The organism is Pedobacter sp. ASV1-7 (assembly GCF_040203335.1).
Classification (GTDB): domain Bacteria; phylum Bacteroidota; class Bacteroidia; order Sphingobacteriales; family Sphingobacteriaceae; genus Pedobacter.
The window spans coordinates 321,656-345,571 of the sequence record NZ_JBEHBV010000003.1 but is presented as its reverse complement, the minus strand read 5'-3'; the positions used below and the strand labels follow the sequence as shown (position 1 = coordinate 345,571).

The 23,916-nt window shown below is 38.1% G+C and carries 23 protein-coding genes and 3 pseudogenes; 9 read left to right on the top strand and 17 right to left on the bottom strand.

The window, feature by feature from the left end:
* Positions 1-173: 173 nt before the first annotated feature.
* The 3 genes from ABDJ41_RS09360 to ABDJ41_RS09350 all read right to left on the bottom strand — a co-directional run bounded on the left by ABDJ41_RS09360 (position 174) and on the right by ABDJ41_RS09350 (position 3,609).
* Positions 174-989 carry an ion transporter gene (locus ABDJ41_RS09360; RefSeq protein WP_349785699.1) on the bottom strand — a complete coding sequence of 272 codons (816 nt, stop codon included), beginning with the start codon at positions 987-989 and terminating at the stop codon, positions 174-176.
* Between the two features lie 134 nt (positions 990-1,123).
* On the bottom strand, positions 1,124-2,005 hold the full coding sequence (locus ABDJ41_RS09355) for a universal stress protein (protein WP_349785698.1): 882 nt from the start codon (positions 2,003-2,005) through the stop codon (positions 1,124-1,126).
* A gap of 20 nt (positions 2,006-2,025) precedes the next feature.
* On the bottom strand, positions 2,026-3,609 hold the full coding sequence (locus ABDJ41_RS09350; RefSeq protein ID WP_349785696.1) for a BCCT family transporter: 1,584 nt from the start codon (positions 3,607-3,609) through the stop codon (positions 2,026-2,028).
* 151 nt (positions 3,610-3,760) lie between these two features.
* Here ABDJ41_RS09350 and ABDJ41_RS09345 point away from each other — a divergent pair, with 151 nt between their 5' ends.
* Positions 3,761-3,961: a chloride channel protein gene (locus tag ABDJ41_RS09345; protein WP_349785695.1), complete on the top strand. Its 201-nt coding sequence runs from the start codon at positions 3,761-3,763 to the stop codon at positions 3,959-3,961.
* Positions 3,962-3,968: 7 nt separating this feature from the next.
* Here the strand turns inward: ABDJ41_RS09345 and ABDJ41_RS22985 are convergent.
* Positions 3,969-4,139, bottom strand: a pseudogene (locus ABDJ41_RS22985) (four-helix bundle copper-binding protein); the annotation flags it as partial.
* A 120-nt stretch (positions 4,140-4,259) separates the two neighbouring features.
* Here ABDJ41_RS22985 and ABDJ41_RS09340 point away from each other — a divergent pair.
* The 4 genes and pseudogenes from ABDJ41_RS09340 to ABDJ41_RS09325 all read left to right on the top strand — a co-directional run bounded on the left by ABDJ41_RS09340 (position 4,260) and on the right by ABDJ41_RS09325 (position 7,824).
* A complete protein-coding gene (locus ABDJ41_RS09340) occupies positions 4,260-5,609 on the top strand; it encodes a TIGR00341 family protein (protein WP_349785694.1) in 1,350 nt (449 codons plus the stop codon).
* A 3-nt stretch (positions 5,610-5,612) separates the two neighbouring features.
* Positions 5,613-5,777 carry a hypothetical protein gene (locus tag ABDJ41_RS09335; protein ID WP_349785693.1) on the top strand — a complete coding sequence of 55 codons (165 nt, stop codon included), beginning with the start codon at positions 5,613-5,615 and terminating at the stop codon, positions 5,775-5,777.
* Between the two features lie 68 nt (positions 5,778-5,845).
* Positions 5,846-6,154 (top strand): annotated as a pseudogene (locus ABDJ41_RS09330) (cation:proton antiporter domain-containing protein); the annotation flags it as partial.
* Between the two features lie 581 nt (positions 6,155-6,735).
* Positions 6,736-7,824, top strand: a complete 1,089-nt coding sequence (locus tag ABDJ41_RS09325; protein WP_349785692.1) for a mechanosensitive ion channel family protein — start codon at positions 6,736-6,738, stop codon at positions 7,822-7,824.
* Between the two features lie 463 nt (positions 7,825-8,287).
* On the opposite strand, the gene ABDJ41_RS09320 is transcribed toward ABDJ41_RS09325, so the two are convergent.
* The 7 genes from ABDJ41_RS09320 to ABDJ41_RS09290 form a co-directional block, all read right to left on the bottom strand.
* Positions 8,288-8,671, bottom strand: a complete 384-nt coding sequence (locus ABDJ41_RS09320; protein ID WP_349785691.1) for a hypothetical protein — start codon at positions 8,669-8,671, stop codon at positions 8,288-8,290.
* A gap of 11 nt (positions 8,672-8,682) precedes the next feature.
* Positions 8,683-9,135, bottom strand: a complete 453-nt coding sequence (locus ABDJ41_RS09315) for a hypothetical protein (protein WP_349785690.1) — start codon at positions 9,133-9,135, stop codon at positions 8,683-8,685.
* 29 nt (positions 9,136-9,164) lie between these two features.
* Entirely contained in the window at positions 9,165-9,881 is a 717-nt protein-coding gene (locus ABDJ41_RS09310) for a leucine-rich repeat domain-containing protein (protein WP_349785688.1), read from the bottom strand.
* A gap of 218 nt (positions 9,882-10,099) precedes the next feature.
* Positions 10,100-11,125, bottom strand: a complete 1,026-nt coding sequence (locus ABDJ41_RS09305; RefSeq protein ID WP_349785687.1) for a hypothetical protein — start codon at positions 11,123-11,125, stop codon at positions 10,100-10,102.
* 188 nt (positions 11,126-11,313) lie between these two features.
* Entirely contained in the window at positions 11,314-11,637 is a 324-nt protein-coding gene (locus ABDJ41_RS09300; RefSeq protein WP_349785686.1) for a hypothetical protein, read from the bottom strand.
* A gap of 86 nt (positions 11,638-11,723) precedes the next feature.
* Positions 11,724-12,524, bottom strand: coding sequence for a carboxypeptidase-like regulatory domain-containing protein (locus tag ABDJ41_RS09295; RefSeq protein ID WP_349785685.1), 801 nt, complete (start codon positions 12,522-12,524; stop codon positions 11,724-11,726).
* Positions 12,525-12,547: 23 nt separating this feature from the next.
* On the bottom strand, positions 12,548-13,075 hold the full coding sequence (locus ABDJ41_RS09290) for a hypothetical protein (protein ID WP_349785683.1): 528 nt from the start codon (positions 13,073-13,075) through the stop codon (positions 12,548-12,550).
* A gap of 347 nt (positions 13,076-13,422) precedes the next feature.
* On the opposite strand from ABDJ41_RS09290, the gene ABDJ41_RS09285 reads away from it, so the two are divergent.
* A complete protein-coding gene (locus ABDJ41_RS09285; protein ID WP_349785682.1) occupies positions 13,423-13,806 on the top strand; it encodes a nuclear transport factor 2 family protein in 384 nt (127 codons plus the stop codon).
* A gap of 1 nt (position 13,807) precedes the next feature.
* Here ABDJ41_RS09285 and ABDJ41_RS09280 read toward each other — a convergent pair whose 3' ends face one another.
* From ABDJ41_RS09280 to ABDJ41_RS09260, 5 genes are all read right to left on the bottom strand, one after another.
* Positions 13,808-14,581, bottom strand: a complete 774-nt coding sequence (locus ABDJ41_RS09280) for a carbonic anhydrase family protein (protein WP_349785681.1) — start codon at positions 14,579-14,581, stop codon at positions 13,808-13,810.
* Positions 14,582-14,728: 147 nt separating this feature from the next.
* Complete coding sequence (locus ABDJ41_RS09275) at positions 14,729-15,538, bottom strand: hypothetical protein (RefSeq protein WP_349785679.1); 810 nt, start codon at positions 15,536-15,538, stop codon at positions 14,729-14,731.
* Between the two features lie 10 nt (positions 15,539-15,548).
* On the bottom strand, positions 15,549-18,950 hold the full coding sequence (locus tag ABDJ41_RS09270; RefSeq protein ID WP_349785677.1) for a TonB-dependent receptor domain-containing protein: 3,402 nt from the start codon (positions 18,948-18,950) through the stop codon (positions 15,549-15,551).
* Between the two features lie 201 nt (positions 18,951-19,151).
* On the bottom strand, positions 19,152-20,165 hold the full coding sequence (locus ABDJ41_RS09265) for a FecR family protein (RefSeq protein WP_349785675.1): 1,014 nt from the start codon (positions 20,163-20,165) through the stop codon (positions 19,152-19,154).
* Between the two features lie 109 nt (positions 20,166-20,274).
* The gene (locus ABDJ41_RS09260) at positions 20,275-20,865 is read right to left on the bottom strand and encodes an RNA polymerase sigma-70 factor (RefSeq protein WP_349785674.1); all 591 of its coding nucleotides are present in this window, start codon (positions 20,863-20,865) and stop codon (positions 20,275-20,277) included.
* Between the two features lie 156 nt (positions 20,866-21,021).
* Between ABDJ41_RS09260 and ABDJ41_RS09255 the strand changes: the two are divergent.
* Positions 21,022-21,129 (top strand): annotated as a pseudogene (locus tag ABDJ41_RS09255) (hypothetical protein); the annotation flags it as partial.
* 181 nt (positions 21,130-21,310) lie between these two features.
* Here the strand turns inward: ABDJ41_RS09255 and ABDJ41_RS09250 are convergent.
* Entirely contained in the window at positions 21,311-21,658 is a 348-nt protein-coding gene (locus ABDJ41_RS09250) for a HopJ type III effector protein (protein ID WP_349785673.1), read from the bottom strand.
* Positions 21,659-21,787: 129 nt separating this feature from the next.
* On the opposite strand from ABDJ41_RS09250, the gene ABDJ41_RS09245 reads away from it, so the two are divergent.
* Both ABDJ41_RS09245 and ABDJ41_RS09240 read left to right on the top strand, forming a co-directional pair.
* On the top strand, positions 21,788-22,393 hold the full coding sequence (locus ABDJ41_RS09245) for an RNA polymerase sigma factor (protein WP_349785672.1): 606 nt from the start codon (positions 21,788-21,790) through the stop codon (positions 22,391-22,393).
* 175 nt (positions 22,394-22,568) lie between these two features.
* Positions 22,569-23,813 carry a FecR family protein gene (locus ABDJ41_RS09240; protein WP_349785670.1) on the top strand — a complete coding sequence of 415 codons (1,245 nt, stop codon included), beginning with the start codon at positions 22,569-22,571 and terminating at the stop codon, positions 23,811-23,813.
* Positions 23,814-23,916 lie beyond the last annotated feature (103 nt).

Sequence of the window (23,916 nt, the reverse complement as noted above, 5' to 3'; positions counted from 1 at the left end):
ATAATTTTATATACATTAATTACAGAATTGTGTCTTTGCCCGATTTTTATGGTCTTTTCGGCCCAATAATGTCACCCATGTTGAGCGAAAGGGTTTTTCCTTGCAGCTTACCAGTTATGGGCCTAACCCTTATTATTTTAACATGGATAAATAAAGCTATCGGTTTTGTTGCTTTAGTTATGCAGATGCTTGCCACAGTGCGAACAGAACCTGTCTTTTGAACTGTGGATTAAAAAATGGCAGCTAGGACACTTGTGTTTTGCTTCTTCGGTGGCTCTGGCCATTTCCACTGATACGATTCCGGTGGGTACTGCTATAATGCCGTAGCCGATGATCATCAGAATGCTGGCCAGGAATTGACCAAGAGGACTTTGAGGTGATATGTCTCCATACCCAACGGTGGTAATGGTAACGATTGCCCAGTAAATGGACATGGGGATGCTGGTGAAACCACTGCTGTCGCCTTCTATAATATACATTAGGGTGCCAATGATTGTCACCAGGGTAATGACGCTCGCTAAAAAGACAACGATCTTATACATGCTGGACTTTAACGCACTTTTCAAGATGTTTCCTTCATACATGAAACGGGTTAACTTCATGATTCTGAAGACACGCAATAGGCGGAATGCTCTAATGACTACAAGATACTGAGTCCCCATAAAAAGCAGGCTCAGGTAGGTCGGAAGAAAGGCAATGAGGTCAATAAAACCGTAAAAGCTGAAGATGTATTTTAGGGGTTTGTGACTACTGTAAACTCTCAGGGCATACTCAATGGTGAACAGGATAGTGAAAAGCCACTCCAGGGAGTAAATTAAAGTCCCATACTCATTTCTGAAGCTGGCCACGCTTTCCAGGAAAACTGACAGGATGCTAAGTAGGATGACTACCAGTAAAGCCATATCGAATAATTTTCCGGCAGGTGTGTCTGACCTGAAAATGATGATATAGATTTTTTTTCTTAAAATGTCATGGATTCTTTCCGGCATATTCTCTTGCTTTAAATTTTGGTGTTGGAGGAACGTAAATTACCACATTCACTAAGAAATAACCAAGTCTATAGCCCCAATTATCGTATTTTAGTGAGGTGAAGGTCGGATGTGAATGCTACTAAAGGGAGAATCTATTCTTCAATATTGTGTTTTACAAACAGTAAACACGCATCGCTTTGCAAATGAAGGATTTCATTGGCTACACTTCCCATAAATAGTGTGGTGAGTGAGGTTACTCCCTGGACCCCCAAAATCAGCAGGTCTGCTTTTTGTTGTTTAATATAATACATCAGGGCAGAAGCAATATTTTTATCTTCTGCCGGAACTATCTTTAATGGAATAGAGCCCGGATAGAGTTTTAACCATTTTTCTGACTTTCTTTTGATATCAGCTTTGGTGTGTTCTTTAATCTCGGAAGTAGAAAGCCCCGGGAAAAATTGCCAGGATAATTTTGAAATATGTAATGGTTGGAAAGATAGCTGCTGCAATTTGCTGTGTTTTTGAATGAGTTTTCCCCACTGCATCACTACGCTGGTATACTTGGAAAAATCTATGGCGCCAATAATTTCTTTGGGTGCCGGGTTGTAGGTTTCCGGAACAAGAAGCGTTTCGAAAGAAAGCATGCGGATTAGTTTGTGCGCCAAGCCTCCATTGCCTTCCAGGTTTTGCTTATTGCCTAAGATCGCAAGATTAATGTGCTTTCTTTTGGCTGTTTTAATAAAAGGCAATTCCGAGTAATCTTCAAATGTGACTTCAATCTCATGAGGTAATTGATCACCAATAAATGAAGGGATGGTGGTTGCAAGCTTTTTTTTAATCGTATTGGCGATGGTGTTTAACTTTTCCTGATTTTTAAATGATTCAGGGAGTTCAGTTTGTTTGATGTTGTGAAAAAAGGTGACCTGGTTTAATGGTAATAATTGTGATAAAAGTTTGATGTATTGAATCAAAACCTTGTCCATTTCTGAGAGGTCAAGACCTACGAGTATGTTTAGTTTAGGTGTTAAAGACATGTTTTTTCGTTATTGATGAGTTATTTTTGCTCGGCTAAAAGATCTGCTATGGTTTCTTTATAGCTCTTTTCCTGTTTAGAGCGTAGTTTCTTTTTGTTTTTATTGAGCTCTTCCTGTAATCCCTGTTTCAAACTATGGCACATTAATAGTATGATGACTGCAAAAGGAAGTCCGGCGATAATCACTGCAGTTTGTAATGCTTCAAGTCCCCCTCCCCAAAGTAAAACAATGGCAACTATAGCTTGCAGAAATGCCCAAAAAACCCTTTGCAGTGGTGGTGTATAGGCCGCATTCCCTGAGGTAATATTGTCGATCACTAATGAACCTGAATCTGAAGAGGTAATGAAGAAAAAGGCCACAAGAAGTACTGCAAGTGCAGATAGAATGGAGGTAAAAGGAATCTTTTGTAAGAAAACAAATAAAGCGGTAGAAATATTAGAATCTACTGCTTTTATTAGACTTTGGTCTCCTTCTAGTATAAAATGAAGAGCCGTTCCGCCGAAGATGGTCATCCATAGTAAAGTGATAATGGCCGGTACGATTAACACACCAAGAATGAACTCTTTAATGGTCCTTCCTTTTGATATCCGGGCAATGAAGCTTCCCACGAATGGAGACCAGGCGATCCACCATGCCCAGTAAAAAACAGTCCAGGAGTTCTGCCATCCGGATTGCCGGTAACTGTCATTCCAGGTACTTATTTCAATGAAACTTGCAAGATAGGCTCCTGTATTTTGAATGAATCCTTTTAGTAAGTATATGGAAGGACCGAATGCAAATATGAGTAACATCAGCATAAAAGCCATGATCATATTGCCTTGGCTAAGGAGTTTAACTCCTTTATCCAAGCCAGAAACAACGGAGACTGTTGCTATAGAGGTGACGATAATGATGATTAAGGATTGTAATGTGGTTGATATATCCCAGCCAAATAGAAAGTTCAGACCGGCATTCATTTGTTGTACCCCCAGCCCTAAGGAGGTGGATAGGCCAAACAGGGTAGCGATTACGGAAAGTATATCTATGGAATGTCCCCACCAGCCATGTATACGTTCTCCCAGAAAGGGGTAAAACAGCGATCTGAAGGTAAGTGGTAATTTCTTGTTGAAAGAGAAAAAAGCAAGAGCAAGCCCTACTACTGCATAAATGGCCCAGGCATGTAGTCCCCAATGTAAGGCGGTAAACTGCATCGCCTGAATGGCTAACTCGGGATCAGAGCCCACTGGACGTGGAGGTTGTGTAAAGTGCGAAACTGGCTCTGCAATGCTGAAGAACATAATGCCAATGCCCATTCCTGCACTGAATAACATGGCAAACCAGGATAAGTTGCTGAATTCTGGTTCGGCGTCTTCACCCCCAAGCCGAATCTTGCCGAACTTTCCGAAAGCCAGATACAGGCAGAACCCTAGGATAAAGTTTACCGTAAGGATTAAGAACCAACCTAAATTTGCAGTAATTAAAAATTTTGTGTTATTGAACCAGGTTTCCAAAGAGCGTTGAAAGATCACACATAGTACAAGACTGCATAAAATCAATATTATTGAAGTATAGAAGACCGGTTTGTTAATGGTGAATTTATATTTATTGTTATAATGGTTAATCATATTGGTGGTTTATGAAAGCTAAACGAGAAATTGATACCAATTGGTAAGCACTAAGGTCTATGTTGGGTTAAAATTAATCAAAATATTTTGGAATGGCAGATTCATTCCAGAAGCTTAACCTATTCATTTTATAACACCTGTATGTTTTATTTTGGCCTGGTGGTTGGTCAATCGTTATGCACCATATGCTAAAGGGAGTGGTATACCTCAGGTAATGGCGGCAATTAATATTTCAAGTCCGGTGACTGATGCAAAGGTGAATCAATTGTTGAGTTTGAGGGTTGCACTGGTAAAAGGTTTAAATCAAAATTTATTTAATAGCCCAAAAGACGGGCTATTATTAGCGGGATAGGTTTGGTTTAGGCAGCCATTTTTTCGCATGCTCTGGCGCAGGTTTTACACGCTTTTGCATATTCCTGGCAATGTTTGTTCTTATGTTTTTCGCATTCCTTTGCCCAAGAGGTGCATATTTGGGTGCAAATCACACAGAGGCTTTTTGCATATTCGCTATCAAGGCTCATCAACTGGGCTGAGGTATAACAAGATTATCTCCAGTTTATAATGATAACAGATAAATTTGTCTTTTGATTGTTTCGGGAAATTGGACTATCTTTTGCTGTTGTTTTGCATATTTATAACCCGAATTTATTTTGACAGAACCTCAGCAAAAAAAAACAGGAAGACTTTTTCGGATCATTAAATTATCTATTGCCAGGCGATTTGATCTGCATTTGGATAAGGCTGATGAAGATGATGTAGTGCTTTCGATCAAAAAGAATTCAGATTTTGTGGGGGCAAACCTGTGGACACTAATTTTTGCCATTTTGATTGCCTCCATCGGATTAAATGTGAACTCTACTGCTGTTATTATTGGTGCAATGCTGATTTCTCCGTTGATGGGACCAATTATGGGGATAGGACTTGGTGTGGGTACCAATGATTTTGAATTGGTAAAAAAAGGTCTCCGTAATTTGTTAATTGCTACGCTGATCAGTGTAGTTGTTTCTACCGTTTATTTTTGGTTAACCCCCTTACATGATGCCCAGAGCGAGCTGCTGGCAAGGACGACACCTTCTATCTGGGATGTGTTTATCGCTTTCTTTGGTGGCCTGGCAGGAATAGTGGCTGGAACCCGCAAGGAAAAGAGTAACGTGATCCCTGGGGTGGCGATCGCTACAGCTTTGATGCCGCCTTTATGTACGGCAGGATTCGGCCTGGCTTCAGGCAATTTTTATTATTTTCTTGGAGCCATTTATCTTTATTTTATCAATAGTGTATTTATTTGTATCAGTACCTATCTGATCGTTCGGTTTTTAAGATTTGGGAAGAAGCATTTTGAAGATCAGGAAACAGAAAAGAAAGTTAGCCGTTACATTATGATTATCGTTACTATAGCAGTTCTGCCCAGTATTTACCTGGCTTATGGTATCGTGGATAAAAGTATTTTTGAGAATAATGCCAAGCGGTTTATCAGCGAGCAGTTTCAATTTAAAAATACCCAGGTGGTCAACAGGTCAATTAAATACAACGGTTCTAAGGGAAATGAAATAGACTTGCTGCTAATCGGATATGAACTTTCAAATTCCAGGATGGATTCTATCAGGAATAGTTTAGAAGCTTATCGGCTTGAGCATACGAAATTAAATATACGCCAGGGACTGAATGCAAAACAGGAAATTGATTTTTCACAAATCAAAGCCAGCATCCTGGAAGATGTTTTTAAAAAGGACTCCTCTGCTAAGGTCTCCAATCCGCAGGTGTCTTTGTTGGAAAAACCACTGCCGGATATCCGGTCAGAACTCAAGGTCCTTTATCCGGAAATGCGAGATTATACTGCTGCCAATGTTGTGGTAGACAGGCTGGATAAGCCCGGTAAGGATACACTGACTATGGTGGTGGCAGGATTTTCTAAGCCTGTTAAACGAGCAGATCGTGTTAAACTCAATCAGTGGCTAAAAACAAGATTGAAGGTAGATTCGTTAAGGTTGTTGATTCCCTAGGTTATGAATATTAACGAAAGCCTCACCATTACCATTGTACTGGCTGCTGTTTTTTCTTACTTTAATCATCGTTTTATCAAATGGCCGCCTACTATAGGTATTATGGTCATTACACTGGTCTTATCAATTTTGCTGGCTACGCAAAAATTCCAGAATCACTTGAATTGAAGATTTCCGGAGAATCTTTATTTAAGATGGGGTTGCTGTAGTCATATTCATTAGTAGCCCGTACGGGAGATTTTTCTGCGCTGGCGATCGGGGAGTTGTTTTTACATGAGGCAATTGGCGGACTTGTTTTCGGGGCTTTGCTGGGATATGTTGGTTTCTGGGCTTTACGTTCTATTGATGACTATAAGGTAGAGGTTATGATTACCCTTGCAATTGTAATGGGAGGTTATTATCTGGCGGGTCACCTTCATGTTTCCGGTCCGCTGGTTATGGTAGTTGCGGGAATTATTACGGTAATAAATCAAAACAAGGGGGCATGTCCAGTCAGACAAGGGATTATCTGGGTAAATTCTGAGAACTCATTGACGAGATTCTGAATGTAGTACTTTTCTTGCTGATTGGTTTGGAAATGCTGATTATTAAGGTCGATACTGTTGTATTTTTTATAGGCTGCGTGGCTATTCTGTTGGCGCTGCTGGCCAGGTGGCTTTCTGTACTTTTTCCTGTTTTTTTGTTGAAAAGACACATTCGTTTTGAAAAACATGCAATTGCTATTTTAACCTGAGGTGGATTAAGAGGAGGGATTTCAGTTGTACTGGCTTTGTCACTTTCTCCGCAGATGCACAGGGATGAGTTTGTTTTTATAACTTATATTATTGTTGTTTTTTCTATACTGGTGCAAGGTCTGACTATCGGTAAAGTAGCCAAACGTTTGCTCCGCCAAGTGTAGCATGAAATTATATGTCCGGCTGAGCTGAAATTCTTGTTTATTTTATTTTTTGTACTTTTGTTTCAATCCGTCAGATCATTGCCTGGGGCCGTTTGAACATTTGTTCTTTCTAGCATGGCCTTGATGATCTTTTTTCTTACTGGGGTTTCCCCGATATATCAGCATAAAGGAGCTGTGTTTACCATGATGATATTTCCATTTTCCAGGGAATGTTGTCTTAACTTTATTATGAAAAATTCAAACTTCATTCAGCCAAATTCCATTTTTGATTATGTTTTCTGGGGTAATTCCGTTCGCTATTGGATTGTTGCTGCGGGAATATTGATTGGCCTTTTTCTGCTCATTAAATTGTTTAAGTTTTTTGTGGTGAAAAAAGTGAAAGCCTGGGCTTTGACGACCAATACGACCTGGGATAACTATTTAATTGCTATAGTTGAGAGCTCGGTCATTCCACTGCTATATATCAGTTCCTTTTATTTCGCGTTGTCTACACTTAATTTTTCTGATCAGCTCGATAAGGTTATTCATGTGGCTTATCTGGTGGCTATTACTTATTTCGTGCTTAGGATCATTAGTTCAGCTTTCCGAAAATTTGTTTATTCTTTTATACAGCGTGAGGAAAACAGTGAGAGTAAGGAGAAACAGGCCGGTGGACTGATTGTTATAGCCAATGTGATTATCTGGATACTGGGGATCATTTTTTTAATGGATAACCTGGGATACAATGTGACGACCCTGATTGCGGGTTTAGGAGTAGGCGGTATTGCTATTGCGCTTGCCGCTCAGGCAGTTTTAGGTGATTTGTTTAGTTATTTTGTGATCTTTTTTGACCGTCCGTTTGAGATTGGAGATTTTGTGGTGGTGGGTGATAAGAACGGTGTGATTGAATATATTGGGATTAAAACGACCAGAATCCGGACATTGAGTGGGGAACAGTTGATATGCTCAAATACAGATCTTACCAATTCCAGGTTGCATAATTTTAAACGGATGCAAAAGCGGAGGATTGTGTTTTCTTTGGGAGTAACCTACCAGACTACACATGCACAATTGTCTGAAATTCCCGGTTTAATAAAAGAATCCATTGATAAAAGAACAAAACTTCAGTTTGATCGTGCACATTTCTCTGGATATGGCGATTTTAGCCTAAACTTTGAGGTGGTTTATTATGTGCTTGATCCGGATTATACGATATATATGGACAATCAGCAGGCGGTATACCTGGATATTTTTAAAGCTTTTGAACGCGAAGGAATTGAATTTGCTTATCCAACACAAACATTGTTTGTAAGTCCTCAAACCACTTCAGATCCATAACGCATCCAGTCGGATTGGGTCAGATGATCAGTCTTATTGCTCCCGAAAATCTTATCCTCAGGAGATGTCTTAAAATCGTACTCTTTTTTAGGCATTAATTATCATAATGGATTTTGTGTGGGTTTTGTACCTGAAATTATGTTGAGAAATATGGGAACCAAGCATACAAACTAGGAGCCAATATGAATGAGCAAACCACGCATGAGTTATTAAATTCAATTCCCAAAGAGCATCGTCATGTTGCCATAAAACGTGCAAACCTTACAAATGGTGAAATTGGGATGGTTGACATCTAATTCATTATAACATATCTTCTTAATCTCATCTTTTTTATCACTAGTGGTGGTGAACTGAAAATTAAGCATCTCTACTAGAGATAAAACCAGACCTAAGTAAAATTATATTTTTTGAACCCACTTTCTGACAAATCTACGCTAAAGGCTTTTTTTATTATAATTAAATTTTACTTTTTTACACGCTTAAAAATCCTTTGCTCCGGGCGGTCATGACTTGAGATTACTCTATTTCCGTTTTTGTCCCATTGGGCTGGTTTACTTCTTAAGTACAGCTTTCCTTTGATGATCTCCATTTCTATAGAGTCGTTTTGGTTTCTGACTGCCGGTAAGATCAATAGGTTTCCTCTTAGTTGTACTTTAAATGTTTTAGAAGTGGCTATGCCAGTACCAATGTCGGTAAATAAGGCATAATCTTTCTCTGGTTCAAAATGTATCTTAACCGTATTGATATAATGTTTTTCTTTAATCTGCCAGGTTCCTTCAAAGGCTGATCTGATGTTTTTAGGAATTGGAACAGACTGCGCGACAGCTACACGGGCTGACAGCATCATCAAAACTAAAACTATCTGTCTCCTCGTTCTATATCCAATTTTAAAATTGATTTGACCTTTCTTCCTTCTAAGGTAAATTCAAAGAAATGCTTTTTACCATCTTTCAGTAAGCTAAAAAAATCTGCCTGAGATTGCATGGTATCCGTAAAATATTTGAAGTCATCGGATAACCCAACGCTATGTGCTGTTGAGGAAACGCAGCGGATGTCATAAATAGCCTTCTCACGTTCATTTTCGCTATTTTCATCGCTAATCGAAGCGATACCTGTTTCGATGGCTGCACAATGAAATAACAATACATTCCTGTCTTTTATGGTAACATTTGTAGCAAATAGGACACTGTCACTTTCTATCGTTCTTTCACAGACACACGGATCTTGCTGGTTGTTATGATCTGGTTGCGTTTTACTGCCGTTACAGGCGAAGAGCGTAGTCATCGTAATGAATGAAATGATTTTTTTCATGCTACTTGCTTTTAAATAATGTGATTATATTAAAATTTCTCGAACAATCCATCTTTCATATATCTTGGTAACAAAGTAAGTTTTTGTAACTTTTTTAAATTGTTCAGGGCATTCAGGTCTGGATTTTTCCCTTCAATAGCAAGGGTTAGCTGTAAATATTTTAGGAGATTTAATGTTTTTAACGGGTCAATGCTTTTAATTGCTTTTCCTGTGCCGCTCATTTTTCCGTGCTCAATAAATAGCTCTTCCAAGTTGGTTAAATCTGAAATAGGAGTCAGGTCGTAGAGGTTATTGATACCGTATATGTATAGCGTCTTCAAATTTTTCAGCCCTTTTATAAAATCAATATTTTCAACTTTTTTAAGATTAGCTAAAATCAAAACTTCTAATGATTTTAAACAAGAAAGGTTTGGGATTTCGCTCTGTTGGTTAACACTTATCTGCAAGTATTTTAAATTTGGTAATGTCGAAAATATCGAAAGACGTTCGTCATCAATATCATTTAGGCATATTGCTTCTATGTTGCTATTCCCATTTAAAGATGACAGGTTGCTGTATTGAAGTTTAAATTTTTTAAGTGGGGTACTTAGGCTTACAATTTTTGCGTCTGTCGGTAATACCGATAGGTCAAACGGTGCTGTCACCATTCCTTCCAAAACTCCCAAATGAGCATAACTTTCACTTGGTGCTTTATTTTCTAATAAATAGTTATTCCAGTTCATTGTAGCATTTGTTACTTTTTCCATATTTGGTGAAACTTAAATAGGTGTATGTTATAAGCTTATACTTCCATTTGCCATCAAGGTAATTTAAAATAGAAAATCAGCGCCATTAGCTTTAATTGCTTAGCTTGTGTTCAGCAGACAGATTTTTAAAGCCTTTCTGTAAGCTTTCCGTGTGATTTTTAATATGTTTTACGATGTCTATCATCTTTGTTTTTTTAAGAAGAATTAATTAATAGTTTCTAGCAGGGAAACCACCAGTGCATAAAGGATATTTTCCCATCCCTGAAAAATATTTTGATATGTCCGTCAGAAATCCCTTTATGATCCTCTCTTAACTTAATTACCCAAAGTTTTCCTTCTTTGTCCAAGCCAAGCCTTCCGTTTACAGCGGTTGGAAATAATTGTTTGAAATCATTCATCGTAGTATTGGCATCTATCCGGATACCTTTATAGGTGATGAAATTCCCGTTCAGAAACCAAAATTCATCTACAGCCACTTTGTTTTTGCTGGTTTCAAAACGCGAGCCATTTTTGTACAGGTATTTATCATCGGGGGCTTCGGTATCAAAAATGGTGACACAAGGTGTTTCATCTTTCAGCAATTGTATGCTGTCAGGCTTGCCAAATACTTTTTCAAACTCAGCCATGGTAAAAAACCGTTTAAGTTTGCCATTAAATCTTATATCCGCTTCCTGCATCACATCTCTTTGTTCATAACCGGTTCCAGGTTTGGCAATAGCTGATTCAGTGCCACACAATTTATAAAGATCATACCTCTGCAAAAGGGTGGTGTCATATTGTAAAACCAATGGTTTATCGGGGTCATTGGTAATGTCTGTCAACCGCTTTGTTTGCCTATGGAATTCTAACCAGCCTACGGCATTTTCTGTTAGCTTTTTATTAGCCGGATCTTCCGAAATATCATTGAGCACAAATAGTTTAATCCTTGCTTTTTCAGCTGTAAGGTATTCAAGGCGGACTTTTACAAGGGTGTCACTAAAATGTTTCAGCGCAACTGCATTGCTGGATTTTACAATGGCTGACAGGAATTGGTCGCAGGAAATTTCTTGAGCATCCCTGGTCATAGCTGTTTTTGTTGTGTTGGATGGAGTGGCTGATTGTGATTTATGACTAGAAGGGCTCTGGCATGAAAGCAACACCAATACCATAAAAAAGGCTGAAATTTTTGACATATAATAGGAGTTACGATCCTTAACTTCATAGGCTCCGGTAATTTTATCTTTTAGTTCTTTTACATAGTTCATAATAGATTATGTTTTAAATGCCGACTTATTTCCAATTTAATTGTAACAAATCACCAAATATCTCCCCTTCAGGAAGGGAATAAAATTTTCAGGTAAAAATTATCTTTTTTTTCAATTGATGCATGTGCAAATTTTGCCTCTATTTCTACTTTGTACATATTTTAATAAAGTTTTGGATGTGATTTCTCTTAATTGATTTTAAGTATTCCCAACTTCCCGTTATAGAAATAATTTCCATTTTCTGTAATTAAATAACATGAAGATGCAGACTTAAACTTTTTTCCATCAAGTTGGTAATAAAAGATTTCGTGCATCGTACCAAGCCTGCCGGTATTTGCCCATTTATGGATAATACTTTTGTCAAACTCATCCAGTTCGTTTAATTTTTCATCCACTTTTATATCTGAAGTTTTCTTTGCAAACGCTGTATCTGCTGGTTTTTTTGAGGTGTAATCAGGGGCTAAGAACATGACATCATTTATGATCACGTCATTTTTTTCGTTTATGAACACCGATGATTTTGAATCTAACTATCAAAATAGCCTATTGCTGTCTGCAGTTCCTGTTTTTACTGAGCTGGTCTTGATTATTTTGTTTGTCATTGGTTCCTGATTATTTTTCCATTGGGCAAAACCTCGTATGCTTTCGTTTTCTTGACCGGCCGGTTCTCCATCCAGCTGATCTCATCGACTATAATTTTATCCACTGTCAACAGGCTTTCTTTCCAAAATTGTGATTCTGCAATTTCATCATAGGCGATATCAACCTTACCAAGAATATTATAATCCCTATCATAATTAATAAGTGTAGTAATCAACTCATGTTCATTGGGATAATAGCTAATGACCACAGAATTAAATTTAGTGGAGAATGGAACGGTATATCTGGAATAAAATCCCATGGCTCCACGGTATAGGGTATTTAATTTTAAAATATCAACTTCCCGATTTGTCAATTTTCGGGATTCCTTAAAATTATCAAAATTTGTAGAGTCTTTGAAAGGCAGCCCGATGGAATTAATCGAATGGAACAGAGAGTTGGAAGGAACTATTGAGGCTTTAACTTTGGTCGCTTTTAACCTGACAATAGTTGTGTCTTTTTCAATAAAGTTGTATTCAATTGTTTCACCTGCCTGATGCCAGACACTTGGAATGGTGTCGGTTTGATAGCCTTCCTTGATAAATATTAACCTTCCCAGCCAATCGGGACTTCTATCCAATTTAAAATAGCCGTTTTTATCTGTTGAAGTCTGTTTCTCCTTCCTATCTTCTTCAGTTACAATTACACTTTCAAGAGGTTTATTGTTCAGGTCCATGACCCTTCCCTGATAAAAATTATTTACCCTTGGTTTACACGAAAAGAGCAAAAACAAGAAGAGGGTATAATGCAGTTTTTTCATTTAGTTTTTGTCCTTTTTATGGTTCATGAGTGATCTTGACTTACCAGGTCAGGATTGCCGGCATCATAGGTCTTTTGTCCGGTTTTCAGATCAAAGCTTACATCTGTAGTATGACCTCCTTCGAGGAGTAGTATGTCTTCGCTTGGAAAATAGGCTACAAATGTGCAGTCTTCTAATTGATCCTTATTTCCCGAAGACGTTCCGTTGCGGAAATTGATCTTACTGACCCTTAAACGACCGTCCATTTCTTTAAAATCAACTATTCCAGTTAGCTGACTTTGTACGGTTTTAAAATCTGTGATTTTCTCGATAGGCTTGCTCGCTTTTTCTTGTTGTGTGGCCGACTGAAACTGAGCTGCGTTTATTTTTTCTATTGCTATTGTGGCAGGATGGGGAATAGATTTAACAGAAGCTGTGTCCTGAGTGTTAACGGGTCCTTTTACAGATTTGTGATTACTTTGGCTTTTTGTCTTTACTTTCTGCTCACAGGAAATGATGATTACAGATAGTAAAACAATTGCGGGTATTTTTTTCAGAAACGTGATGTTCATTTTATTGAAATTTTATAAGGCTGCTCTTTTTTATATCCATCGTTTATACAATTTGTTACCCCCATTTTTATTTTTCATATCCATCCTTGATCTTTCATTTGCAGGTGATGATTTTTTGCACTGGAACCTGAATTCATCTACAGTTTCGCTGTTTTTGCTGCGATCAAAACGCGAGCCATTTTTTTGCACTGAAATCAATTTGTCTATTGATCATGTTAAAATTAATTGAAATTCATAAAGATTTTTGGGGTATGAGTTAAGCAAATCCAAGCACTGAGATCAAGAGTTAATCTAACACTGAGAGTGGTGATTCAAATTGCTTTTTTTACCTTTAAAAACTATAAAGATTGGGAGGACAAAAAATGATGTTAAATAAAATCCTAAAACTGGAAGAAGAGATTGTACGGGCTATCATAGAAAGTGATGTGATCTTGCTTGATAAACTGTTGCATGAGGATTTGGTGTTTGTCAATCATTTGGGAATGATGGTTTCTAAAAAGGAAGATCTTGCCCCGCACTACAAAGGTGATTTAAAAGTGGCATCGATACAATTATCCGATCGGGATGTCAGATTTTTCGGGGATACTGCGATTGTAACAGTCTCCAAAAATATTAGAGGCAGTTATAGTGGTCAGGAATTTGAAAGTCATGTCAAATTTACCCGTGTCTGGTGGCAGGTTGATGGGCAATGGAAAGTGATCGCTGCAAGTAGCGTACCTTTGCAAATATGAATTAGATTGAACCGTTTTTAAGTATTTCTACTTTTCCTGAATTCATGTCATAAACTGCACCAACGATCATTATTTCTCCTTTCCTTTCCATTTCTTTAAGTATGGGACTTTTACTGCGAATCTCCTTTATAGACAGTTTTACATTTTCGTCACAAACAACTTCTACAAAGGCTGGATTTGAGGAAATGGCATCGCCCTTAAAAGAAGCTTTCGCAGTGGTAACCGCTGGATTGATTTTTTGAAGTAATGTGGTGATGTTGCCGAGTTTAACATTATCAATGGCAGATTTCACTGCTCCACAATATTCGTGGCCCAATACCACTACTAATTTTGCACCAGAAACCTTGCATGCATATTCCAAACTTCCAAGAATATCATCGTTTATGATGTTTCCAGCAACCCTGGCTACAAAAAGATTACCTATCCCACTGTGAAACACATCTTCAACAGGTACTCTTGAGTCCAAGCAGGAAAGTACAACGGCTTTTGGGTATTGTCCAAGTGAAGATTTTCTAACCCTTTCAGCAGTATTACGGATAGTTAAATTGTCTTTAGTAAAATCTAAATTTCCTTTAATCATCCTGTTAAGGACATCTGTTGGAGTAAGTTTTGCTTGTTCCTCCTTTGTTAGAACATCAGCTACTAAGATGTCTTCCCTGGAAATTTGAAGGGTGTCTTTGTTATTTGTTAATTCAGATTTGATTTCTGTGTTTTTTTGTTTGCATGCAACAGAAATTGTTAGAAGGAATGTCAAATAGATGAAAAACCGTTTCATATCAGTTGAGATTAGTAATTAAATTTACATATAATTCATTGATAAGCAGTGAGTTTATTTTTTTAAAGTTGAGGCTGAAGGTGAGCACATTAAAAAGTGCCGAATCTTTAAAGACTCGACACTTTTTTTTCCTGATTTTTCTTTGTTTTATTGCTTAAGCCAAATATCAGATAATTCAAAGCCCAGTCCATCAACCAAGGTTGTCCAATCTTCTTCAAAAATCACATCAGCTTCTTTATTAGGTAAATAGAAGATACCAGATTTATAACCGAGTAGTGCTGATATCCGAGGGTATATGTATACATTTTGTCCTTCTGTCAATAAAGGATTTCCATCTTTATCCAGGACCGTAGCTCTATAAAATGTCGTAATTGGGAGCTCAATATAATTATCGGGAATTTTATCTGTAATTAAATCCGTTGTTACCAGGGGCTGTGCTTCAAACACCATTTCTTCCGAAAATGTTTCTTCATCATAGACCAGGTTTCCTTTATAAATAGCTAACCGTATGGGTTCACCATTTGGCGAAATAATCTTGTTATAGTTCAATATCTTGAACTGATAGGTCCCCTCAATGCGGTCTGTTTCTTCCAGAGGATTTTTGCCAACTACCAATGTGGGGTCAAGCGGACTTTTGGGATACACTCCAAAAACATTCGTTCCTATTCTCAACGCCAGGCGCTGTTGGATCAATATATTATCTTTATCATCATAGGCAATCACATCGGCACTATCTTTTTTGTCTAAAATGAATTGAAAGGTGCTCTTATCCATTGTTGTCGATTTGCCATCGATGGATACTTTCCTGATGTTCAGGTTTTCACCAGAGTAAGACCGAAAAGCTATACGCGCCAATAGCTCCTGTTCTACCACTATTTCTCCTTTCTTACATCCTATGAAACTAAAGCTCATCATAAGTGAGAAGAGGTAAATACAAATATTTTTATAACTTGTCATATCACTTTATTTAAAAATTATAACTTACAGAAAGACCAAAACGTCGCCCTTCTTTTTTACGGTAGGTGATGTTGTCACCCTCTTCTTTACTATATTGAATGGATTTGCCTTCTTTTAAGACATCAAGTTTCGTCTCATCTTGCTCATAATCATTCATATTCATATAATATCTGGTCCAATCATTCAGCAGGTTCGATATATTGAACTTAACCTCCATTTTTTTCTTTAAGAAACGGGCATAAAATTGTGCGTCTAATTGTTTTGGAGCCAATTCATATTCCACTAATGCCAATTTAACATTGGCCAGGTTGGTTCGATATCCACGGTGGTTGTAGCTTGCAGTAGCGCCAAAGCGATCTCCCCAATACCCTATTCCCAGGTTCAGCAACCAAGGGGACTGACCGATCAATGGTCTGTCTTGACGCGGATAGCGCTGCTGTACACGTTCGGCTACTTGAGTTTCCGAATTATTGACCCAATCCCAGGCACTTAATACATTAACTTTTGATTTTAGAAGCGTCCCATTTGCAGATATAAACAGGTCTTTTGCCCAATCCCGATCGGATATAAAACTAAAATTTTTCCGAATTTCCAGTTCCAGCCCCAAATTTCTAGCACTTTCCATATTGGCATAGGTAAACTGGTTGGTCCCATTTCCTGAATGAACCAATTCGATCGGTTTATCCAGGTATTTGTGGTATCCTGTCAATGAAATAATCTCGCCAGGGGAAGGGTACCATTCCAATCGTACATCGATGTTGTCGATCAAAGTAGATTGAACATGTTCTCCGTACACATAACCGTCTATTTCAAAATCATACATCCCGAACATACCCACCTCCCTAAAGTCGGGGCGTATGATTGTTCTCGAGTAACTTCCCCGGATATTAAACTCTGGAGTTAAGCTATAGGTAGCATTTATCGATGGGAGGAATCGCCAGTTATTTTCCTTGACACCAAATCGATGTCTTTGTGTATCGTCGGGATCAGGTTCGTCTTTATAGGATCGTCTATAAAGCTCTTCCTGCTTCGAATATAGACCAAAATACTCGGCCCGAACACCATATACCAGACGAAGATTAGTCCACAGTTTCTGATCGGCCATCAGAAAGAGGGCATGAGAACTCATATCTCCATCATAATATCGTCCTCCAAGTGCATCTGCGTAATAATAGGCCTGGCCATCTCCATTTCCTATATTTTCGGTCTTAAACAGCTGGTCGTAGGGAATCTCGTTCACCGGAGCTTGTTGATTGGTAGTTCCTTCAATCCAGGATCTTGTCCAGGGAACCATTTTATTTACATCCAGCGACCGCTTTTTTGTCCATGCCTGATAGCCAAATTTGAGCAGGGTAGATACCGTTTCTCCTTCTCCAAATTTGCGGGAAAATGCAGTACTCCAATTGTAATCGGTTTCATCGATACGGGTCCACATGCGCCAATCTTTGAAAGAGCCCCCTGTTGAAGCTGCAGAATGGGTCATTAAACCAGGTGTTTGAAAGTAAGGTTTGTCGTCAATGATCGTAGTTAATCTATAAGACAGTTTACGCTCATCGAGAATCTGTTGATTGATCTTATTAACGGTAAACATTCCTTCGGCTTTAATCTTCCAGGGTAATTGATATTCGCCAGTCAACTGGTGTTGTTGCAAAGACATAGCTTCAGGCAATTGATAGACTAGTTTAGTGGCGATTGGATTAGAATCTTCACGGGGTTTCTGGATAGACTCATTATAGTTATCACCGTAAGTTCGGGCATACATATTCTTTAAAGCCACTTTAAAACTTTGCCCCTGCAATCCCATGTTAGCGACTACTCCTGCACTACTGTTAAACCGATAAGATGTGCCCGCCCCATTATCACCAAGGCCTACACTGTCTATATAGTTGCCGTTAGGCGAACGCCTCACATTGTTAAAAGAAACAATATTTTGCTCATTTCTGAAGTTTGCCGATGTCACAAATCCAAAACGGTTTCCATTTTTGAGATCATATACCCTACCGAGTGAGAAACGCATATTTTGATTTGGTGAAGCTTTGTACTTGTATGGACGCATAGCATCGCTATTCAACCTTTTAGACTGGGCAATGGCATCCAGATCATTGTATTTTAGGGCATCTCCAAACTCTGTTGTGTTGAGGGGGGCAGCGTTTAATTCAGGGTCAGTCAGGATATAGCCCGGAGGCGCATCCAGTTGTGATGCCCGGTTTGCCCATTCCCAGGTTTTTATGCCTGCGGGTATTTTTGCGGATTTATCAAAGAAACCGAAATACTCACTCGTATGACGCTCGCCCAAACGATAGAAATCTTTGCCGGTAGTTTGTGAATTACCACCAGTGCCTAATTGGATACTGGTAAAATTCTGTTGTGGAATATCTATGGTATTCACTGATACCTGTCCACCTGAAAACTCGGCAGATACATCTGGTGTTGCCGTTTTATTGACAACGACAGAGCTTACCATTTCGGTAGGAATGATATCAAAGGAAAAATCACGTCTGTTTTGTGAGGTACTTGGAATGACTACTCCATCCAGCATGGCCTGATTGTAACGATCGGACATTCCTCTAACGATCACACTACGGTTGTTTACTGTCGTCAGTCCTGTAACACGTTTTAATACCTGCCCCATGTCGTTGTCAGGGGTACGTGCAATTTGCTCGGCGGAAATGCCATCAGTTACGGAAGCGGCATTTTTTTGTGTGGCATATAGTCCGGCAACGCTTTCTTTTTTGAAGCTTCCGGTTACGGTAACCTGATCGAGCTTATTAGTTGATGGCAGGAGAACAATATTGAGAGGGGTTAGCTGATCTGCTTTCACTTCTACCTGAGTGATCCGCTTCGTCTGAAAAGATATGTAGTTTACTTCGAGGGTGTAAGTGCCGGGTGTAATGTTAAAACTGTAACTGCCGTTAACACTACTTTGCATAGTTTTGTTGATCTGTATGATCTTTAAAGATGCTCCGGGAAGCGGCTCGCCGCGGTCATCCAGTACCTTGCCGCTTATACGGCCATTCTGTTGATAGGGGATGGGTTTAGCCTCGATAACTACAAAATCATTAAAGGGTTTATACCGGAGATTGGTATTACTTAATATGTTTTTCAACGCATCACTAACTGAAATGTCTGTTGAAAGAAATGTTATTTTCTTCGTTTCCTTATCTAACAGTTGCTCATAAAAAGAGAATTTAATCCCACTTTTTGCTTGCAGGATCAGCAGGCTTTCTGTAAGGCTGGCATTTTTCAGATCCAGCTTAACCTTTACTTTGCTTAGGTTCTGGCTGTTCGCTGTAGCTGCTAACAGAACTCCTGAAAGAGTAAGCTGCAAGCTCAGGATGATAAAAGATAGCTTCATCAGGAATAAGAGTTTATTTAGAAAGTCTTTATCGTAGCTTTTTACTACATTTTGCATAGTTTTGTATAATTATCGGGTTATTTCATTTATGAAAAAATCTGTGATTGTGGTGAGGCTTATAGCATCACCATTATTTTCGCTAAGCCGCCAGGCGTCCAAACCAAGGCTTAGTAAACTTTTAGACCGTTCCTGTTTTGGGAACGGTTTTTTTTTGTCAATTTGTTAGATCATATTCCTCCTGTTTAAATGGTGTCTGATTTACTGAATGATTATCGTTTTATCTTTTATGATGTAACCGGCTTTGGTGGTGGCCTTAAGTATTTCCAGTGATTGTGTTATCGGTCTGGTGCCATCCAGCTGAATGTTCATCGTGTACCTTCCAATCTGCTTGTTGCGGAGCTCTATTTTTACATTATACCAGCGTTCAAGGACTTTCAGCATTTCGCTAAGCGAGGTTCCTGCAAATGTGAGCTTACCTTTTTTCCATCCTGTGAGCTCAATGGCAGGAATGTTGGCATTAGTGGTTAGACCTGTAGCAGGATTAAATCCAATTGCCTCACCCGGAAGCAATACAGCAAGAGATTCCGATTTGTCCGAACCAGTAATTTTCCGGTTGACCTGAACTTTTCCGGTTGCTACAGCAACAGCAATTTGCTGTCCCTTAAAAGCCTCAATTTTAAAAGAAGTGCCCAGTACTTTAGTCTGCACATTCCCGGTCTGTACAATAAAAGGCTTTCCTGGATTTTTAGTAATTTCAAAAAAAGCTTCTCCTTGTAAGGAAATCTCCCGTGTACCTCCAGTGAAGCGTTCAGGATAGGAAATACTACTACCCGCACCGAGTGTTACTACCGAACCATCCGAGAGTGTGACGGTTGAACGCTGTCCATTGGGGTTATGACTAGATAGCATCAAAATTGTTTCCGGTCCGACTGCCGCCCTTTTAGCTTGCCAGATTCCATAAGTTGCAACCCCTAAGATCAATACCGTCCACACCGCTGCATACCTATAAAAATTGTTTCGTCTGATTACCGGGGATGGTTTTGAATTATTTTCATCAAGACGTTTGTTTAAACGCTGATAAAAGCTCAGGATATAATCGTCTGTGGCAGGAGTTTCTTTTTTAAACGTTCGCCAGTCCTCGTCCATCACCTGGTTAAACAGCTCCTCTGAGCCAGGCTGCTCCATGAATATTTTCATGCGCTCCTGCTCCTGTGATGTACTGTTCCCCGCTATAAATTTCCGGATGAGTATTTTATCTGTTTCTTGTGCCATTTATAAATGCCTCTCTTATATACACACGCAGAAAAAGAGTGGAAGGGCTAATGGCTATTGATATTTTTTTTAATAAAATATAATGTATTGATTTTCAGTAATGTGTAATTCATGAAAGAATTGACAAAAAAAGAATAAGTGTAGCCTCGGTATAGGTTTTGAGGTTTTCACGGAAGTAACTGAGGGAGGCTTTAAGATGGTTTTTTACTGTATTGACCGAGAGATTCGTTTGTTGTGCAATTTCTGTATTGGTCATTTCCTGCTCTCTACTCATGGTATATACCATACGGCGCTGGGGACTAAGTGCAGCCAATTTGTTCTGATATACTTTTTGTGCTTCTGTATCCATCATATTGTAATCAGCAGAAGAGGTCAGAGGTTCCCTGGATTCGGTCAGATTTTCCAATGGAACATATGAAAGTGCTTTTTTCCTCCAGTGGCTGATGATGGCATTTTTTATCGAACGATATAGATACTGATTTAACTGCTTTATGTTAATCATATCTGAATGCTGCCAAAGTTTCAGCATCATGTCCATAACAAGTTCTTCAGCCAGTTCAGGATCTTTGAGTTGCCTGATGGCAAACTGTAGAAGATCATCAAAATAACGATGGAACAATATATTGAAGGCATCCTGACTTCCTTCTCTGTATTGCATTAAGAGTATGTTGTCCGGTAAATCTTCTACTTTTTGAGCCATTACTTATGCAGTGTTTTACTTGAAACAAAATTATTGTAAATGGTCTACTGCATTATTAAGTAATCATTAAGGTATTATTAATTAAAGTTTATTGCATTCCAATGGGAATAGTATTTCAAAATTTATCTGTAAAAATTAGGTTATAAAGGCTCTTATGTAAATTATTATATTGGAAATAAAAAAGTCTTGGTTCCCAGTTACAATGATCTTAAAGATGCTGTTGAAAACGCAATTGATTCAGTTTTTAGGTGTTTAACTGTATGATAGTCAGGTATGTTGTGTAGTTGTGGGGTGTGGCTTATATGAGTCTCCTATGAGTCTTGTATGAGTATGCAATGACTCTGTATGGGTTTAATCCATTTAAAACCCCTTTTTTATGCATTTTAAACCCTATTTTGCGTTTTTCTTGCTACTATTGGGAAATCAGGAATTTCATGAAAAAAATTTAATCTTCTATTTGGGTCAATGCAACTCCCTCAAATAGAATACCAGCCCATCCATGGGCCATAAATTGCCTGATGTTTTGATGATCAGTAGCTTCGGGTGTATTCAGCACATCCTGATAATGTTCCGCAAATAAAAGTAAGGTGTCAGATGCTGTAAGTCTATTGAGCTGAGCAAAGGTAAATACTTTGGCACTACCCTGATTTTTTGTGGCTTCGTTGTAAGCCTCACCATTTTTAAATGCTGTAGGTATATGTGTGTAATGGCTTTCAATAAATGCCAGTACATCTGCAAATTTAATCTTTTGTTGTTTTAGGTCTTCTAGTAAGGTGCTGATCTGTTCTTGCATTTTATATTGATTGCTTGAACTACAAACTTATTATTATTTAAGAAATTAATACTACTGAAAACTCATAAACTAGCTAAAAGTTATTGTTATTATATTTGTCATGCATAAGCTAAGCGTTACATGTGATGTATGAGTAGTAAAATCAATACCGAAATAGAGCATGAAGGAAAGGAGTCTTTTCACAAAGACCATGAAAGCCTTTTGCGGTATTTTTTTGATTTACACCATAAATCTTTACGTTATTTTGCTAAAGGATTCGTAAGTAATGATGCTGAAGCAGAAGATATTGTAGCTTCCTGCTTTGTTAAATTATGGCAATTTAGGGAACAGTACTCAGACCCAATTAAAATTAAAGCCTTTCTTTATATCAGTTGCCGAAATGCTTGTTTGGATTACCTAAAGAAAAATAAGAGACGTAAAGGCTGGCAGGATGAATATTTAAGGCAGCTTGAAGGTGATGATGAAAGGATACTTCAAAGAGCGGCAGAATCTGCTTACCTGGATATCATTAATAGGGAAATAGAAGAACTACCCGAAAAATGTGCTGAGGTGTTTAAATTGCTTTATTTTGAACATAAAACAACAGATGAAATTGCAAATCAGTTAAATATTTCTGTTAAAACGGTTCGCAATCATAAAGCTAGAGCAGTTAAGCAGCTGCGGTACACATTTGTTGAGAAAGGATTATCTGATGCTATGATGCTTGCCGTTATCTTATTCCTTAATGGTAAATAAATTTTATTTTATTTCTCTGAAAATCAGATTTTTATTTCTGTTTTGTGTTTTTGTTGATCAAAAAAATGATTTTCGACTAGGCGTTTGGAAGAAATGTCGTTTTTATGTTTTATAAGAGCTTAAATAATTAGTATTTAAGTTCGAATCAGTAGAGGTGATTATAAAACATACTGGAATGTTTGAACATGAATTTGATATAGCTTTACTTTTCTCCGCTCATGTTAAAGGAGAACTGGATGCCCTAGGACAGAAACAACTTGACGCATGGCTTAATGCAAGCCAAGGTAATAGAGAATTGTTTGATAGTCTAATGCATCAAGAAGAATTGAAAAAGAAACTGATCAGTTTTAATGAAGGCGATTCAGAAATAATATGGGACAAAACATTGCAAGGCCTGGTAACTTTAAAAGTTCAAGAAGATTATCAAGATAATCGGAATGTATTTGCCGCAAAAAATCAGGCAGTCAAACTTTGGAAGAGAATAAGTATAGCAGTCTCCATTATAATTGCATTGAGTGCAGGAGGATATTTTTTCATTAACGACCTAAATTATTTTGGTTCAGATCAGCAGATTTTATTGACTATTAATGACAATGCTCCTGGACGTAATAAAGCAACATTAACCCTTGCAAATGGAAAGGCAATTACGCTTAGTGATACTAAAACAGGACTTGTAGTTGGAGCAACAGATTTAACCTATAATGATGGTAGTTATATAGATGTTAAAGAGGAAAACCAATTATTAACGGCTTCAACACCTCGTGGAGGTACTTACCAAATTACTTTATCTGATGGTACTCGTGTATGGTTAAATGCAGATAGTAAACTGATCTTTCCATCGAAGTTTAATACTTCAGAACGAAAGGTTCAGTTAATAGGAGAAGCTTATTTTGAAGTAGCTAAAGTAATGATTAAAGATAGCAGAATGCCATTTATAGTTGTTACTGATCAACAGGAAATTTCTGTTTTGGGTACTCATTTTAATCTGAATAGCTATAAGGATGAAGGTGTTGTGAAGACTACATTGCTTGAAGGTAGTGTGAAAGTATCATTACTTTCATCTTCCGGGAAAGCTAGAGAAATGGGCAGCGTTACCCTACGTCCGGGACAGGAGGCTATCTTAAACAAGAATTCTGAATTAAAAATAACAGAAGCTGATGTAGAACAGGCTACAGCATGGAAAAATGGTTTGTTCTATTTTAAAGATGCTGATTTAAAAACTATTTTACGCACATTTTCGCGTTGGTATAACATTGATGTAGTGTATACCGGCTCACTAAGTGATCAGAAATTTTCAGGAAAACTGTATAGAAATGTGAATGCTTATCAAGCATTGGAAGTCCTAAAGTTATTAGGATTGGAGTTCGTTCTGGAAAAAAAGAATCAACAAACACCACAAAAGATCATTATTAAACCTTAAACAAACCAACGAAGTATGATTAAAAATTAACCTGAAATTTTATTGAAGGGAAACGGAAAAATTACGGAGGTGTTACTAGCACCTCCGCATAAAATCTGGGCCG

Bases quoted from the DNA above. Each gene is read 5' to 3' on its own strand.
- ABDJ41_RS09360 (WP_349785699.1), bottom strand. From the start codon at position 989: ATGCCGGAAAGAATCCATGACATTTTAAGAAAAAAAATCTATATCATC.
- ABDJ41_RS09355 (WP_349785698.1), bottom strand. From the start codon at position 2,005: ATGTCTTTAACACCTAAACTAAACATACTCGTAGGTCTTGACCTCTCA.
- ABDJ41_RS09350 (WP_349785696.1), bottom strand. From the start codon at position 3,609: ATGATTAACCATTATAACAATAAATATAAATTCACCATTAACAAACCG.
- ABDJ41_RS09335 (WP_349785693.1), top strand. From the start codon at position 5,613: ATGAATATTAACGAAAGCCTCACCATTACCATTGTACTGGCTGCTGTT.
- ABDJ41_RS09325 (WP_349785692.1), top strand. From the start codon at position 6,736: ATGAAAAATTCAAACTTCATTCAGCCAAATTCCATTTTTGATTATGTT.
- ABDJ41_RS09320 (WP_349785691.1), bottom strand. From the start codon at position 8,671: ATGATGCTGTCAGCCCGTGTAGCTGTCGCGCAGTCTGTTCCAATTCCT.
- ABDJ41_RS09315 (WP_349785690.1), bottom strand. From the start codon at position 9,135: ATGAAAAAAATCATTTCATTCATTACGATGACTACGCTCTTCGCCTGT.
- ABDJ41_RS09310 (WP_349785688.1), bottom strand. From the start codon at position 9,881: ATGGAAAAAGTAACAAATGCTACAATGAACTGGAATAACTATTTATTA.
- ABDJ41_RS09305 (WP_349785687.1), bottom strand. From the start codon at position 11,125: ATGAACTATGTAAAAGAACTAAAAGATAAAATTACCGGAGCCTATGAA.
- ABDJ41_RS09295 (WP_349785685.1), bottom strand. From the start codon at position 12,524: ATGAAAAAACTGCATTATACCCTCTTCTTGTTTTTGCTCTTTTCGTGT.
- ABDJ41_RS09290 (WP_349785683.1), bottom strand. From the start codon at position 13,075: ATGAACATCACGTTTCTGAAAAAAATACCCGCAATTGTTTTACTATCT.
- ABDJ41_RS09280 (WP_349785681.1), bottom strand. From the start codon at position 14,581: ATGAAACGGTTTTTCATCTATTTGACATTCCTTCTAACAATTTCTGTT.
- ABDJ41_RS09275 (WP_349785679.1), bottom strand. From the start codon at position 15,538: ATGACAAGTTATAAAAATATTTGTATTTACCTCTTCTCACTTATGATG.
- ABDJ41_RS09270 (WP_349785677.1), bottom strand. From the start codon at position 18,950: ATGCAAAATGTAGTAAAAAGCTACGATAAAGACTTTCTAAATAAACTC.
- ABDJ41_RS09265 (WP_349785675.1), bottom strand. From the start codon at position 20,165: ATGGCACAAGAAACAGATAAAATACTCATCCGGAAATTTATAGCGGGG.
- ABDJ41_RS09260 (WP_349785674.1), bottom strand. From the start codon at position 20,865: ATGGCTCAAAAAGTAGAAGATTTACCGGACAACATACTCTTAATGCAA.
- ABDJ41_RS09250 (WP_349785673.1), bottom strand. From the start codon at position 21,658: ATGCAAGAACAGATCAGCACCTTACTAGAAGACCTAAAACAACAAAAG.
- ABDJ41_RS09245 (WP_349785672.1), top strand. From the start codon at position 21,788: ATGAGTAGTAAAATCAATACCGAAATAGAGCATGAAGGAAAGGAGTCT.
- ABDJ41_RS09240 (WP_349785670.1), top strand. From the start codon at position 22,569: ATGTTTGAACATGAATTTGATATAGCTTTACTTTTCTCCGCTCATGTT.